General features: G+C 35.4%; 19 protein-coding genes and 1 pseudogene. 12 read left to right on the top strand and 8 right to left on the bottom strand.

Going from position 1 to position 13,899, the window contains the following annotated elements:
• Positions 1–238: 238 nt before the first annotated feature.
• From CY0110_RS10730 to frr, 4 genes are all read left to right on the top strand, one after another.
• Positions 239–511: a BrnT family toxin gene (locus tag CY0110_RS10730; protein WP_008275438.1), complete on the top strand. Its 273-nt coding sequence runs from the start codon at positions 239–241 to the stop codon at positions 509–511.
• A complete protein-coding gene (locus CY0110_RS10725) occupies positions 495–785 on the top strand; it encodes a BrnA antitoxin family protein (RefSeq protein ID WP_008275437.1) in 291 nt (96 codons plus the stop codon). Before CY0110_RS10730 ends, CY0110_RS10725 begins: the two co-directional genes overlap by 17 nt.
• Before the next feature lie 183 nt (positions 786–968).
• Positions 969–1,691: a UMP kinase gene (gene pyrH / locus CY0110_RS10720; RefSeq protein ID WP_008275436.1), complete on the top strand. Its 723-nt coding sequence runs from the start codon at positions 969–971 to the stop codon at positions 1,689–1,691.
• Positions 1,681–2,226, top strand: a complete 546-nt coding sequence (frr, locus tag CY0110_RS10715; protein WP_008275435.1) for a ribosome recycling factor — start codon at positions 1,681–1,683, stop codon at positions 2,224–2,226. The genes pyrH and frr overlap by 11 nt, the downstream gene beginning before the upstream one ends.
• A gap of 52 nt (positions 2,227–2,278) precedes the next feature.
• On the opposite strand, the gene CY0110_RS10710 is transcribed toward frr, so the two are convergent.
• The 4 genes from CY0110_RS10710 to CY0110_RS10695 form a co-directional block, all read right to left on the bottom strand.
• Positions 2,279–2,596, bottom strand: a complete 318-nt coding sequence (locus CY0110_RS10710; protein ID WP_008275434.1) for a hypothetical protein — start codon at positions 2,594–2,596, stop codon at positions 2,279–2,281.
• 51 nt (positions 2,597–2,647) lie between these two features.
• Positions 2,648–3,757, bottom strand: coding sequence for an S-(hydroxymethyl)glutathione dehydrogenase/class III alcohol dehydrogenase (locus tag CY0110_RS10705; protein WP_008275433.1), 1,110 nt, complete (start codon positions 3,755–3,757; stop codon positions 2,648–2,650).
• A 70-nt stretch (positions 3,758–3,827) separates the two neighbouring features.
• The gene (locus CY0110_RS10700; protein WP_008275432.1) at positions 3,828–4,649 is read right to left on the bottom strand and encodes a mechanosensitive ion channel family protein; all 822 of its coding nucleotides are present in this window, start codon (positions 4,647–4,649) and stop codon (positions 3,828–3,830) included.
• 35 nt (positions 4,650–4,684) lie between these two features.
• Positions 4,685–6,211, bottom strand: coding sequence for a phosphomannomutase/phosphoglucomutase (locus CY0110_RS10695; protein ID WP_008275431.1), 1,527 nt, complete (start codon positions 6,209–6,211; stop codon positions 4,685–4,687).
• A 185-nt stretch (positions 6,212–6,396) separates the two neighbouring features.
• Between CY0110_RS10695 and CY0110_RS10690 the strand changes: the two genes are divergently transcribed.
• Entirely contained in the window at positions 6,397–7,827 is a 1,431-nt protein-coding gene (locus CY0110_RS10690) for a serine/threonine protein kinase (protein WP_035799124.1), read from the top strand.
• 69 nt (positions 7,828–7,896) lie between these two features.
• Complete coding sequence (locus tag CY0110_RS10685; RefSeq protein ID WP_008275429.1) at positions 7,897–8,526, top strand: Uma2 family endonuclease; 630 nt, start codon at positions 7,897–7,899, stop codon at positions 8,524–8,526.
• A gap of 22 nt (positions 8,527–8,548) precedes the next feature.
• On the opposite strand, the gene CY0110_RS10680 is transcribed toward CY0110_RS10685, so the two are convergent.
• The gene (locus CY0110_RS10680) at positions 8,549–8,845 is read right to left on the bottom strand and encodes a hypothetical protein (RefSeq protein ID WP_008275428.1); all 297 of its coding nucleotides are present in this window, start codon (positions 8,843–8,845) and stop codon (positions 8,549–8,551) included.
• A 112-nt stretch (positions 8,846–8,957) separates the two neighbouring features.
• On the opposite strand from CY0110_RS10680, the gene CY0110_RS10675 reads away from it, so the two are divergent.
• Positions 8,958–9,605 (top strand): Uma2 family endonuclease, encoded by a 648-nt coding sequence (locus CY0110_RS10675; RefSeq protein ID WP_008275427.1) that lies wholly within the window; start codon positions 8,958–8,960, stop codon positions 9,603–9,605.
• Here CY0110_RS10675 and CY0110_RS29230 read toward each other — a convergent pair.
• The 3 genes and pseudogenes from CY0110_RS29230 to CY0110_RS10655 all read right to left on the bottom strand — a co-directional run bounded on the left by CY0110_RS29230 (position 9,577) and on the right by CY0110_RS10655 (position 11,239).
• A protein-coding gene (locus tag CY0110_RS29230) for an IS630 family transposase (protein ID WP_085961785.1) occupies positions 9,577–10,525 on the bottom strand; the annotation gives its coding sequence in 2 pieces (ribosomal slippage) (positions 9,577–10,186 and positions 10,185–10,525; 951 coding nt in all). The genes CY0110_RS10675 and CY0110_RS29230 overlap by 29 nt on opposite strands.
• Before the next feature lie 65 nt (positions 10,526–10,590).
• A pseudogene (locus tag CY0110_RS10660) lies at positions 10,591–10,722 on the bottom strand (helix-turn-helix domain-containing protein); the annotation flags it as partial.
• A 109-nt stretch (positions 10,723–10,831) separates the two neighbouring features.
• Positions 10,832–11,239, bottom strand: a complete 408-nt coding sequence (locus tag CY0110_RS10655) for an ArsR/SmtB family transcription factor (protein ID WP_008275426.1) — start codon at positions 11,237–11,239, stop codon at positions 10,832–10,834.
• Positions 11,240–11,410: 171 nt separating this feature from the next.
• Between CY0110_RS10655 and hetL the strand changes: the two genes are divergently transcribed.
• The 5 genes from hetL (at position 11,411) to rplI (ending at position 13,877) form a co-directional block, all read left to right on the top strand.
• Complete coding sequence (gene hetL, locus CY0110_RS10650; protein ID WP_008275425.1) at positions 11,411–12,133, top strand: heterocyst differentiation pentapeptide repeat protein HetL; 723 nt, start codon at positions 11,411–11,413, stop codon at positions 12,131–12,133.
• An 88-nt stretch (positions 12,134–12,221) separates the two neighbouring features.
• On the top strand, positions 12,222–12,596 hold the full coding sequence (locus CY0110_RS10645; protein ID WP_008275424.1) for a DUF5684 domain-containing protein: 375 nt from the start codon (positions 12,222–12,224) through the stop codon (positions 12,594–12,596).
• Between the two features lie 98 nt (positions 12,597–12,694).
• Positions 12,695–12,823, top strand: coding sequence for a hypothetical protein (locus CY0110_RS31365; protein ID WP_008275423.1), 129 nt, complete (start codon positions 12,695–12,697; stop codon positions 12,821–12,823).
• A gap of 18 nt (positions 12,824–12,841) precedes the next feature.
• The gene (locus CY0110_RS10635; protein ID WP_008275422.1) at positions 12,842–13,357 is read left to right on the top strand and encodes a DUF2752 domain-containing protein; all 516 of its coding nucleotides are present in this window, start codon (positions 12,842–12,844) and stop codon (positions 13,355–13,357) included.
• Positions 13,358–13,418: 61 nt separating this feature from the next.
• Entirely contained in the window at positions 13,419–13,877 is a 459-nt protein-coding gene (gene rplI, locus CY0110_RS10630) for a 50S ribosomal protein L9 (RefSeq protein ID WP_008275421.1), read from the top strand.
• The last annotated feature ends 22 nt before the right edge of the window (positions 13,878–13,899 follow it).

Raw genomic sequence — 13,899 nt, 5'->3', positions numbered from 1 at the left:
AAAACTGTAGAATAGCGAGTGAGAAGAAATATTAGAAAGAAAGTACGCATAGAAAAAAGAGAACTTGATCTCAGATTGGAAGAATCTGTTGAATTTAATCCACGTCGTGACTTTTAGGACGATCTTCGTTCAAAAATTAAACTTCTGACTTCATTATGCGTTAGGTTTTTGTTAGTTGTTGATTTTCTGTCTCCATAACAGTTTGACAAGATATTTTTTTGTAATTAGAATTTAGTCCATGCAGATTGGTTATGATCCTCAGAAAAATCAGAAAAACATCGTAGAGCGTGGGTTGCCATTTGATAATGTGATATTTTTGAATTGGGAACAAGCACTAATTCGCATTGATGATAGAAAAGATTATGGAGAAGTGCGCTATAACGCTTTTGCTATAGGAGAAGACGGCAAAGCTTACAGCGTAACATTTACAATACGAGGCGATGTGGTATGGATTATTAGTTTTCGTCGCGCCCGTGACAAAGAAAGGAGGCTTTATGAACAAAGATCATAATCAATTGCAGGAAAATGATGAAAACCCCATCTGGACGAAGGAAGATTTTGAGAAAGCACAACCAGCACAAAGAGTCTTGCCCAAAGAGTTTTTTGAAGCCATGAAGCGGACTAGGGGAGAGCGTGGCAAGCAAAAAGCCCCAACAAAGCAGCAAGTCACGCTACGCTTAGATCCTGAGATTATTGACTACTTTAAGTCAATAAAACCTGATGGCTGGCAAACCCGACTCAACCAAGCTTTAAAAAGCTATATTGATGAGCATCCTATTAAATAAGAAGAACTGATACTAAGGCGTGTCTGCACAATCTAAAAAGTTACAGTTTAGGGAGGTAGAAGAGGCAAAAAAGGCAGAGTACGAAATCATAACTCAAGTTCAGGGAGTTTGACAAAAAGGACAAGATCGCTGATGCTTATTACCCAGATATAATAGGCTCAATTATACAGTTGCGACAGAGGGATGACTTACCAGCGCGTATTACTTAAACTTAGTGGTGAAGCCTTAATGGGAAACCTGGGCTATGGCATTGACCCCAAAGTCGTGGCCGACATTGCTCAAGAAATTAAAGATGTCATTGATCATGGCATTCAATTAGCGATCGTTGTGGGTGGGGGGAACATTTTCCGAGGGGTAAAAGCAGCCTCAGCCGGCATGGATCGAGCAACCGCCGACTATGTAGGTATGATCGCCACTGTCATGAATGCAATGACGTTGCAAGATGCCCTAGAACAAATGGGAGTTCCCACCAGGGTATTAACAGCGATCGCCATGCAAGAAGTGGCTGAACCCTATATCCGTCGTCGTGCGATCCGTCATCTTGAAAAAGGGCGGGTCATTGTTTTTGGGGCGGGTTCAGGAAATCCTTTTTTTACCACCGATACAACTGCAGCCCTCAGGGCAGCAGAAATTGATGCAGAGGTGGTTTTTAAAGCGACTAAGGTGGATGGAGTCTATGACTGTGATCCTCAGTTAAACCCTAACGCCCGTCGCTATGAAAGCTTAACTTATAGCCATGTGTTGGCTCATGATTTACGGGTGATGGATGGGACGGCGATCGCCCTTTGTAAAGAAAATGATATCCCGATAATTGTCTTCGATCTCTCGGTCCCAGGGAATATTGTTCGAGCAATTAAAGGTGAATCTGTTGGAACCATTGTAGGAGGTTTCTGTGATGTTAGATGACCTGAAAGACAATATGCAAAAATCCGTTGAGGCTACTCAGCGATCGTTTAATACCATTCGCACAGGAAGGGCAAATGCTTCTATCCTGGATCGGGTAACAGTGGAGTATTATGGCACGGAAACTCCTTTATATCAGTTGGCTAATATCAGCACCCCAGATGCCACCACTATCATGATTCAGCCCTATGATAAGGGGAGTATGGGACAAATTGAAAAGGCGATTCAAATGTCTGATGTAGGATTAACTCCTAACAATGATGGTAATGTCATTCGTCTCAATATTCCTCCTTTAACTGAGGAACGACGCAAAGATTTAGTGAAATTAGCTAGTAAAATGGCTGAAGAAGGTAAAGTTGCCATCCGAAATATTCGTCGGGATGCGATCGATGATGTTCGCAAACAAGAAAAAAATAGTGACATTTCTGAGGATGAATCTCGCGGTCTACAAGATGATATTCAAAAAGTAACGGATCAGTTTACTGAGAAAATTGATGACTTATTAACAGCGAAAGAAAAGGATATTATGACAGTCTAAATGATTGACTTTAATACTTTTAAAGTCCGCTTTGTGCGGGCTTTTTTCTGTTTCAAAAAGGGCGATTACCAGAACGAAGAAGCCAACCAATAAATCCGCCGAAACTTGCTGTAACAATAACAAGGGCAATCTGTCTCCAATTTTTTAACTCTCCAACCTTTTCGGCTAAATCAGGAATTTTATCAATCCCTGTTTTCCATTCGTCCATCCGAGTTTCTATCTTAGCTTGCCCTATTTCTAGATTCATTATTTTTTCAGACATTTGTTCTATCTGTCCAGACAATCTAGTATTATCTGTTTTAACTTCATCAAATCGCTGATTAATTAAATCTTTCAATACCTGAATATCGACATCTGTTACTTTAGCCATAGCTTAATTTCTCTTCCATCGTTTCTTCTGATCTTATCTTTAGTTAATTGATCAAAACGTAATCACGCTACGAATCGATTTTCCTTGGTGCATCAATTCAAAAGCATCATTAATCTGTTCAACTGGCATCACATGGGTAATTAAATCGTCAATATTGATTTTTCCTTCCATATACCAATCAACAATTTTCGGAACATCGGTACGACCTCTGGCCCCACCAAATGCCGTCCCTTTCCAAACCCGTCCGGTAACTAACTGAAACGGGCGAGTGCTAATCTCTTCACCTGAACCAGCAACTCCGATAATCGTGGCCACACCCCATCCTTTATGACAACATTCTAATGCCTGTCGCATCACCTGAACATTACCAATACATTCAAAACTATAGTCGGCACCACCATTAGTTAAATCCACCAAACAAGCCACAATATCACCATCAACCTCTTTAGGATTGACAAAATGGGTCATGCCAAACTTTTCGGCCAGTTCCCGTTTACTGGGGTTAATATCCACACCGATAATCATATCGGCCCCGACCATTTTCGCTCCTTGAATGACGTTTAAACCAATACCACCCAAGCCAAAAACAACCACTTTTGATCCAGGTTCCACTTTTGCGGTATTAATCACTGCGCCGATACCAGTGGTAACGCCACAGCCAATATAACAAACCTTATCAAAGGGGGCATCTTTGCGTATTTTAGCTAGAGCAATTTCGGGAACAACGGTATAGTTAGCAAAGGTAGAGGTTCCCATGTAATGAAAGATTTCGCGGCCATCGAAAGAAAAACGACTGCTTCCATCGGGCATTAAACCTCGTCCTTGGGTTGCCCGTACTGCTTGACAAAGATTCGTTTTTAAGCTTAAACAATATTCACATTGACGGCATTCGGGAATATAGAGAGGAATGACATGATCCCCTTGTTTGAGACTTTTAACCCCCGGGCCGACTTCTACGACAATACCAGCCCCTTCGTGTCCTAAAATCGCAGGAAATAAGCCTTCTGGATCTTTTCCAGACAGGGTATAAGCATCTGTGTGGCAAACCCCTGTGGCTTTAATTTCGACTAAGACTTCCCCTTCTTTGGGGCCTTCTAATTGTACTGTTTCGATACTAAGATTTTTTCCAGCTTCAAAGGCGACGGCCGCTTTAACATCCATACTAATTTCTTTTCCCTGTTACCGCTTGGTCAATTTTAACATCCATTGCTTTTAGGAATAGAGTTTCCGTTTAAGATTGATGAATATGAATATCTCGTTGAGGGAAAGGAATGTTAATTCCTGCTTCATCAAATCGCTGTTTAACGGTTTCTTGTAAACTAAAATAAACGTCCCAAAAATCCGCTTGCTTGACCCAAGGACGAACAGCAAAGTTAACACTACTATCAGCTAATTCTAAGAGTCCAACCGTTGGGGCAGGATCGCTTAAAATTCGAGAATCTTCTGCTAAAATATCTAACAATAATTGTTTAGCTTGTTTAATATCATCGTCATAACCAATGCCAAAAACTAAGTCAATACGGCGACTGTCTTCTGCTGAATAATTGGTAATACTACTCTCAAAAAATTTACTATTAGGAACAAAAATTCTACGGTTATCTGGGCTGGTCAAAATAGTGTTGAAAATCTGGATTTCTTTGACAATACCGGCAGTTCCTCCTCCTTCGATGTAGTCTCCTACACGAAAAGGGCGAAAGATCACTAACATAATACCAGAGGCGATATTAGATAATGAGCCTTGTAACGCTAAACCAACAGCAATCCCGGCTGAACCTAAAATAGCAATTAAGGAGGCAGTTTTAACGCCAATTTGGCCTAAAACCACAATAGTCACTAAGGCGATAACTATGACATAAACAACATTACCCAGAAAATTCACAATGGTAACATCCACTTGAGTCTTTTTGAGGGCTTTTTCTGCTATTTTCCGAGCAAATTTTGCAACTTGGATACCAATGATGAGAATAACAATCGCTGACAGTAATTGTATTCCAAAAGTGACTGCCCACTCTTGCAATTTAATAAAAAGAGCTTCTAGATTGACGTTTTCCATCCAAAACCACCGATTTTAATAATTTGCAGCAATTATTATACATCAAATGTAGTTAAATCTAACGCCTCAAAACCCTTTAAAAATTCCAATAGCTTGGTAGCCATATTTTTAACTCCTCCTGAAATATTGGATTCTATATTAATGGGAATAACGGGATCGTGAAGAGACAAACGTAATAATAACCAGCCCTTTTCGTCGTTAGATTGACAAGAAATTCTTACCCCTTCATAATTATTAGGAACCAGTTGCCAATTCTCTTGAGTTGTTGCAAATTCTTGTAATTTTTCTATAACCTGATTTCCGTAGTCTTTAAAGTTTTCTGTTTTAATTTTTAACCTAAATTCTTGACTTTCTTCAGGTTCTTTCAAATTAGAAATTAAATTTGTTAGCACTTTCCCTTGTTGTTTACATTTAGCTAATTCAATTAATAGTTTGGTTACCAAATAAGCCCCATCATCAAGAAAATAGTTTTCTTTCATTGCCCCATGACCAGAAGTTTCAATGGCTAACCAGGATTCTTGTCCTTCATTATTTAATCTAATTGATTCGTTAATAACATTTTTATAGCCTCTTTTAAAGCGATGATGAACCCCATTTAATTCTTTTTCGATAAACGTGGTTAAACCATCTGAGGTAATAGAATCTGTGACGATGGTTGACCCTGGATGTTCTTTTAAAACAATAGCAGAAATTAAGGCAATTAAGCGATTTCGATTCAATTCTTTCCCCGAACTATCAACAGCAGCCCCTCGGTCGACATCTGTATCAAAAATAATACCAAAGTCTGCTTTATTATCAACAACTGCTTGACAAATCGACTGCATTGCCACTTCATTTTCTGGGTTAGGAATATGATTAGGAAATGTGCCATTAGGATCTAAAAATTGACTGCCCTTTGTATCTGCACCCAAGGGTTTAAGGACTTTTTCAGCATAAAAACCTCCGGCACCATTACCGGCATCGACAATTATTTTTAATCCTTGTAAGGGTTGTTCAAAATGATCGGGATGATTCACACTTTCTCTAACTTTTTTAACTAAACCTTGAGCATAGATACTAATAAAATCATATTTTTCTACGCTTCCTTTTTCTTTTGCTACAGGAAAATTGTTATTTTCAGCTAAATTTAAAATATCTGTAATATCTCCTTTATTGAGTCCTCCCTCTTTGGTAAAAAACTTTAACCCATTACGATTAAAAGGAAGATGACTAGCAGTTAACATAATTGCCCCATCACAACTTAATTCAGAAGTAATGGTACTCATAAACATAGCAGGAGTGGAGGCAATATCAAAATCATAAACCTTACTTCCTGAGAGACTAATGCCTTCTGTTACAGACGATAATAAAGTAGGCCCCGATAAACGACTATCTCTGCCTAAAGAAATGGTTAATTCTGAGGGGGGTTTTCCTAATTTTTTTCCTAACCAACTGGTAAAAGCTTGACCTAAAATTTTAGCAACTTCAGGAGTCAAATTAACAGGTTCATCAGCTACCCCCTCTAAGGCAACGCCTCGTATATCTGAACCATTTTGTAATTTTTTCCAATCAAACTTTTGCATTGTTATTCTTCCAGTAAACAACTCTGACGTTATTGTAACGAAATTTGCAATCCATGTCTGCCATTAAAAAATATAATAAGTGTTCCCTGATTTATATTTATCTTTTTTTAGAAATTAATCATAATAATTTATTTCTGTTATACACTAGATATTATGCTTTATTGTTTATTTATGTAGGTAATAATATGCAAAACTTACCCAATTTTTCTAACCATAACTACAGTATTACTGATGAATTAGGTCGTAACCGAGAAGGGGGAAGAATTAGTTATTTAGGGGAATGTTTAGAAACACAGCAAAAAGTTGTAATCAAACAATTTCGCTTTGTGGATACTAATGCAAGTTGGAGTAGTTATAAAGCTTATGAAAGAGAAATTGATATTTTAAAAAGTTTAAATCATCCTCGTATTCCTCACTATTTTACTGCTTTTGAAACTGAGGATGGTTTTTGTATGGTTCAAGAATATAAAAAGGCCCCCTCTCTAGCTGTTAAATCTAAGTTTTATCCTGAACAAGTCAAAAAAATTGCTATTTCTATTTTAGAAATTCTAATCTATTTACAAAACCATAATCCGCCTATTATTCATCGTGACATTAAACCAGAAAATATCTTAATAGATGATAACTTGAACGCTTATTTAATTGATTTTGGGTTAGCAAAAATCAACGATGGAGAACTAGCTAATAGTACCATTGCTGCTGGAACGCCTGGTTTTATGCCTCCCGAAGAATTATTTAATCGTCCCTTAACAGAAGCATCAGATTTATACAGTTTAGGTGCAACTTTAATCTGTTTATTAACTCAAACCTCTTCTTGTAATATTAGTAATTTAATTGATGAAAATTATTGTTTTAATTTTGAGCATTTAATTAGTGAGTTAAACCCTAGATTTATAATTTGGTTAAAAACCTTAGTTAATCCTCTACCAAAATATCGTTATCTTAATGCAGAAACGGCTTTGAAAGAATTGCGATCGCTTGATATCAATGAATTAATTATACTTGACAATAAACCTTTATTATTTGCTCCTCTGGCTAAATTAGGAATCGCCTTTGTAAGTTTAACACTTTTGATAGGAATTATTGTTAAAATACAAAATCTCGTATCAGTTATTAATGCACAAAATAATCCTTCACTCAACTATTCTATTCCTTCTGACAATCTTTCAAAAGAACAAGTTTGGTATAAAAAAATTAAACCTCATTGTAACACGGTAGAAGTAATGACAATGATGCAAAAAATACCTTATCCTAACACAATGCAAGGAATTGGTTATGCTGCGGGATGTTATGCGTTGGCTGGAAAAATTAAAGAAGCAGATAAGTTAATTCAAAACCTACCTTTACAAGAACAATATACAGCAGCAGGGATTGTTTTTGGTATTGGCCATCCCGTAGCAGATGCAGGAGACGATAAGTCAGCCGGGCCTATTATGGAGTTGGTTGTTAAATATCAGCCTAACAATTTTATGGCGGTTTATCATGCAGGAATGTCAGAATATGTATTAGGAGATTATGAATCATCTAAAACCTATTTAACTCAGTTTTTAGACCTTTATCAACGAGAAGATGGATGGCGAAATAATGCAATAGAAGTATTAAACCGCATGAAGTAAAATTATGAATTATCTTGCATTGAACTTAGGTTAAAATAGTTATTAAGAATAGCTATTTTGATAAAATAGATGGAAACCATAACCATTCCCAATGGATTTAAAATAACGCCAGAACAATTTGATCAACTGGCTAATATTGAACAACTCACCCGAATGGAGTTAACACAAGAAGGAGAATTAATTATTATGAGTCCGACGGGGGGTGAAGCAGGGGGGAAAAACTTTAATCTCTATTTGGATTTAGGCATTTGGAATCGTCAAACTAAATTAGGAAAAGCCTTTGATTCTTCTACTTTATTTATCTTACCCAATGGTGCAAGAAGAAGTCCCGATGTAAGTTGGATAAAATTAGAACGTTGGAATAGTCTAACTCTCGAAGAAAAGCAAGGTTTTCCTCCTATTTCTCCTGATTTCGTCATAGAATTAGTGAGTCCCAGCGAGCGATGCGACCCCGCGTCGTCTCACGGCGCAAGGGAACGCGCACCAAGACTAAAAAATCAAAGATATTCTGATTTACAATTAAAGATGCAAGAATATTTAGACAATGGTGTTAAATTAGGTTGGTTAATTGAACCGTTAGCAAAAATAGTAGAAATTTATCGATTAGGACAAGAAAAAGAGATTTTAAACCAGCCTAAAACTTTATCAGGAGAAAATATTTTACCTAGGTTTATGTTAGAGTTAAGGGAGATTGTGTAAGGTCAATAATTTAATAACTTATTTAACTTTCTTTGTCATTTTTAGTGATTAAAGATACAGCTTGTAAACCAATAATAGCAGTCATTAAAGTCCATGTTCCAGCAGCAGCTACGTTAATACGATGGGATAATTCTCTAGATAATAAATAATTCATTTCTTTTTCACTCATTTTATCTTTATTTTTCATAATTGTCTGAGTAACATTATCCAAAAGATACCAATCTAAAAGAGTATGATAGGTAAATAAGGTAAAAGATGGTAAGGTAATTGTTAAAGCAGAAATTCCGAATATTAATCGAATTGTTTTTTTTAGTTTCATCTATTTTGATTTGAATGTATTAATAATTAATAAGATAACATAACATGATAGATTAAAAAGAGAAAACTTTTTGTTAAGATAATTTTGATAGATTCTTATTTTGAGCAAAAAAATGGAAACCATAACCATTCCCAAAGGATTCAAAATAACGCCGCAACAATTTGATCAGCTTGCTAATATTGATCAACAAGTACGAATGGAGTTAACGCAAGAAGGGGAATTAATTATTATGAGTCCGACGGGGGGTGAAGCAGGGAGAAAAAATCGTCGTTTAATACAACAAATAGGAATATGGACTGATCAAAACGGAACGGGAGAATGTTTTGATTCTTCTACTTTATTTATCTTACCTAACGGTGCTAGAAGAAGTCCCGATGTGAGTTGGATAAAATTAGAACGCTGGAATACTTTAACCCTCAAAGAAAAGCAAGGTTTTCCTCCTATTTCACCTGATTTTGTCATAGAATTAGTGAGTCCCAGTGAGCGGTGCGACCCCGCGTCGTCTCACGGCGCAAGGGAACGCGCACCAAGACTAAAAAATCAAAGATATTCAGATTTACAATTGAAAATGCAAGAGTATTTAGAAAATGGGGTTAAACTAGGGTGGTTAATTGAACCCTCAGCAAAAATAGTAGAAATCTATCGATTAGGACAAGAAAAAGAAATCTTAAACCATCCTCAAACTCTCTCAGGAGAAAATACTTTACCAGGATTTATAGCAATTCCCATAGTCATGAGGTACAGTAGCAGCAATGAGTAAACCAGTTACGAATATCTTGTTTGGTAACTTGTAACATAGCTGATGTAATACCTTCTATTAGGTCTTTATAGTTTCTTGCTTTGATTTTTCTCAAAATAGCTTTGACTTTTGACCAGAAATTTTCAATCGGAGAAAATTCAGGAGAATAAGGAGGTAGGTAAATTACATTAGCCCCGACTTTTTCAATAGATTCTTTGACCATTTCTCCCAGATGAATTCTAGCATTATCCATAACAACACAAGCATCTTTCCATAGCTTTGGTACTAATTCTGTGAGGATAAAAGCTTCAAATGTAATTCCGTCTACTGACCCGTAAATATTCTTTGTTGCCAGAACTTTATCTAAGGATAATGCACTAATAATAGAAATATTTTTGCCTCGCTTCTGGGGTTTTTCTCCCCTAGCTCTCGTGCCTTTTAGCGACCTAGCGTATAGTCTCAGCATTGCTAAATTCACTCCTGATTCGTCTATAAAAATTAAATTATTTGTCTTTACATCTCGAATGGTTTCCCAAAACTTCACTCTTTTTTGATGGACTTTTTCATTGTCTTTTTCAGGTGCATATAAAGTTTTTTTTGACACTATAATTCAATCTTTGGCTGATTCTTCCCATTGTGGTTTTTTTGACTTGCACTCCTGTTTCTTTATAGAGTAACTCACATAATTCTTCGAGAGTTGCATCATTATTTTTTTCCATGATTTCCACTAAAATAACCAATTGCTCACTATTAAGCTTAGGAGATGGGCTTCCTCCTTGCGGTAAAGGTCTAATATCTCCAGTTTGTTGATATTGTTTAAGCAATTTTTGAATAAAGCTTTTCGCTACTCCAAAACGCTTAGCTAGATTCCTGATAGAGAGGTTTTCTTTTTTCCACACTTCTATGATTTTTTCTCTAAAGTCTATAGAATAAGGCTTCATTTTTTAGTACATCAGTAATAGATATTACAATCTATAATGTACCTCATGAGTCAGGGAAATGCTATATATTTTTTAATTAATTTTTGAATAAAACTTTTCGATACTCCAAAGTGTTGAGCTAGTTTTCTTATAGAAATTTTCTCTTTTTTCCAAATTTCTATAATCTTATTTCTTAGGTCTATTGAGTAAGGTCTCATTTTTTAAGCGATCGCATAATATAGTTTCTCCCTTAGTGTACCTCATGGGTATGGGAAATGCTATATATTAGATTTAAGTGAAATTTGGTAATCAATAATTGTTAAAAGTTTAAAATAACTCTTGAAAGCTTTTTAATGATTCTAATTGTTGATTTTGTTGTTGTAATTGTGTAGCGATAGAATTACAAACAATATCACATAAAGGAAAAACTAAAGGATTTGCGATCGCATAAAAAACGTTGACCCCTTCTTGAGTTCTATTGACAATTCCTGCTTGAGTTAATACTTTTAAATGTTTAGAGACATTTGCTTGTCCTAACCCTGTCATTTCAATGATTTGAGAAACATTTTTTTCCCCATTTTTTAAGGCACAAATAATCTGTAAGCGACTCATCTCTGATAAGACTTTAAAAAAATCAGCAATCATCCCTAAAACAGCAGGGGATAAGTTAGATACGTCTTGGTTTCCTAACAAGGTTGTCTCACTAGGATATTGAGATGCAGTTATTTTTGGCATATTGTTATATTGGTAACAAACTATGTGAACATATTATGATCTTTAATTATAGCTTAATTAATGCTAAGTTCCTATATTACTAAATAGTTGTAAATTAAAGGAAGTCAAAGAAACCTATCTATACAAGGTAATCAAGACTAAAATAAAAAGAAGATAAATAGGAAATAAATAATGGAATTAGAAGAATTATTGAGTAAATATAGGCTAGGAGAGAGAAATTTCTGTCAAATTGTCCTCAGAGAAGCAGATTTAATTGAGATTACTCTTTCTGGTGTTAATTTTCAGGGTGCAGATTTAAGACAATCTCGATTAGGAAAAAGTATTTTTTGTCAAGCAAACTTAAAAAAAGTTAATCTAAGCGAGTCTATTCTTTGGGGGACTGATTTAAGGGATGCAGACTTATCTCAAGCAATATTAAGAGATGCGGATCTCAGTGGGGCAAAATTAGTTGATGCTAACTTAACGGATGCTTATTTAAGTAAAGCTAGTTTGTGTGGGGCAAACTTAACAGGAGCAATCTTATTAAGGGCTATTTTATATGAAGTAGATTTGCGCCCAACTTCTGAAAGAAGAACCAATTTAGGACAGGCAAATTTAAGCCAAGCAGACTTATGTTATGCCAATTTAAGTTCAGCTTTATTATATCAGGCTAATTTATCGGGGGCAAGATTATGTCGAGCAAAATTAACACAAGAACCTTATCGATCGCCTTTTCCCACTGATTTAACAGAAGCCAATTTACAGGGGGCAGATTTGAGTTATGCGGATCTGAGTAATGCTATTTTAGTTAACAGTAATTTAAAGGATGCAGATTTAACAGGAACCATTTTAACTAATGCTAATTTACAAGGTGCAATAATGCCAGATGGTCAGATTTATCAAGATTACTGCTAAATCTATAAAGAAACTAAATTTTAGAAGATTTTAATAGAAACAGTATGTATTATATGGAAGTTATCTTACAGAATTAGAAGTTAAGAAAATGTTACCTTTAATTCTAGCGCAATCTACATCTGGTTCAGGTGCTTCTTCTGCGTTATCTAATTTAATTTCTATTATTGTCTATTTGGCAGGTGCTTTTTTTTGTTGGAAAATTTATGAAAAATGTGGGGTAGAAAACGCTTGGTTTGCTTGGATACCAATTTTAGGAACTTATGCCAACTTTCAAGCAGGAGATGAAGAAAATCCCCTTTTATGGACAATTTTACTTTTTGTTCCTTGTATTAATATTGTTGCTATTGTTAAATTGATTATTGCTTGGGTAACTATTTGTAGAAAACTAGAAAAGTCTCCTTGGTTACTGCTTCTGATGCCTTGTTTTAGTGTTTTAATCTTGGGATATTTAGCTTATGGTTAATAGTGTATTGTGTGAATGAAAGTAGGGTTTTTATGATAAAATTGAAGTACAGAAAAATTATCTTTTTGATTCTCATTTCTATATTAGCAGGAGGATCGATGGCAGTTTATTCTCAATCAGAAGTTAACTTTTTTATAAAAACTATTCAGTTAGTTATATTTCAACAATCAACGACAGTTATTCTTTATCTTCTTTGTTTTGGTGAAGACTTATTTAGCCGTCGATAGTCAAGATTTTATCTTATAATGTTATTAACAAATAAACAGAAAATTAATTATTTGTCTTCTCTAAAAAAAAAGGAAAAAATCATTAAGTTATTATTATTAGTATTGCCAATTTTGGTAAGTTATTTAACTAATTTAGGATTAAAACTACCTTTACCAGGATGTCCATTATTGCACTATGTAGGAATACCTTGCCCTGGGTGGGGATTAACTCGATCCTTTAAAGCGATCGCTCAAGGAAATCTCTTAAAAGCAATTGATTTTCATTTATTCGGCCCTATTCTTTTTATTATTTTTTTAACTGTAAGCTTTCATTTAATCCAGGAAATTGTTAACAACAAAAATATCTCAAATATTTATATAAAAATCATAAAAAATCCAAACTATCAAATTATTTTTTTATTGATTTTATTTGGTTATCATGGAACCCGATTACATAGTTTATGGAAAACAGGACGATTATATACATCTTTTATTAATTCTCCTGTTATACAATGGATTTTAAATGGTCACTGGTCACTGTTAACTGGTAACTGATAGAAAAATATATTGTATAATTAAAGGTTGCGGTCAAAAATCAAAAAAGGAACAGCACATTATGGCGAAACGAGTTCAAGTGGTATTGAATGAACCCATTAATAAATTAGGAAAAGACGGCGATTTAGTAGAAGTTGCTCCCGGATACGCTAGAAATTATCTACTTCCTCAAAAATTAGCCACCCTTGCCACTCCTGGTATTCTCAAACAGGTAGAACAACGTAGAGAAAAAGAGAGACAAAGACTCTTAGCGGAGAAACAACAAGCAGAAAACAAAAAAACAGCCCTCGAAACTATCAAACGCTTTACCATTCGCAAAGAAGTTGGGGAAGGGGAATCTATTTTTGGAACGGTTACTACTTCAGAAGTAGCTGACGCTATCCAAGCAGCAACTAACCAAGAAGTAGATCGTCGGGGTATTACTGTCCCTGACATTAATAAAACTGGTTTCTATGAAGCAACCGTTAAACTTCATCCCGAAGTCACTGCAACCATCGAAATTCAAGTTGCACCCCTTTAATGGTTAAAATAGTGGGGGTAGG

The sequence above is a fragment of the Crocosphaera chwakensis CCY0110 genome (genome assembly GCF_000169335.1).
In the GTDB taxonomy this organism is placed as follows: domain Bacteria; phylum Cyanobacteriota; class Cyanobacteriia; order Cyanobacteriales; family Microcystaceae; genus Crocosphaera; species Crocosphaera chwakensis.
The sequence above is the reverse complement of the archived record's forward strand: the minus strand, read 5'-3'. Positions and strand labels throughout refer to the sequence as shown.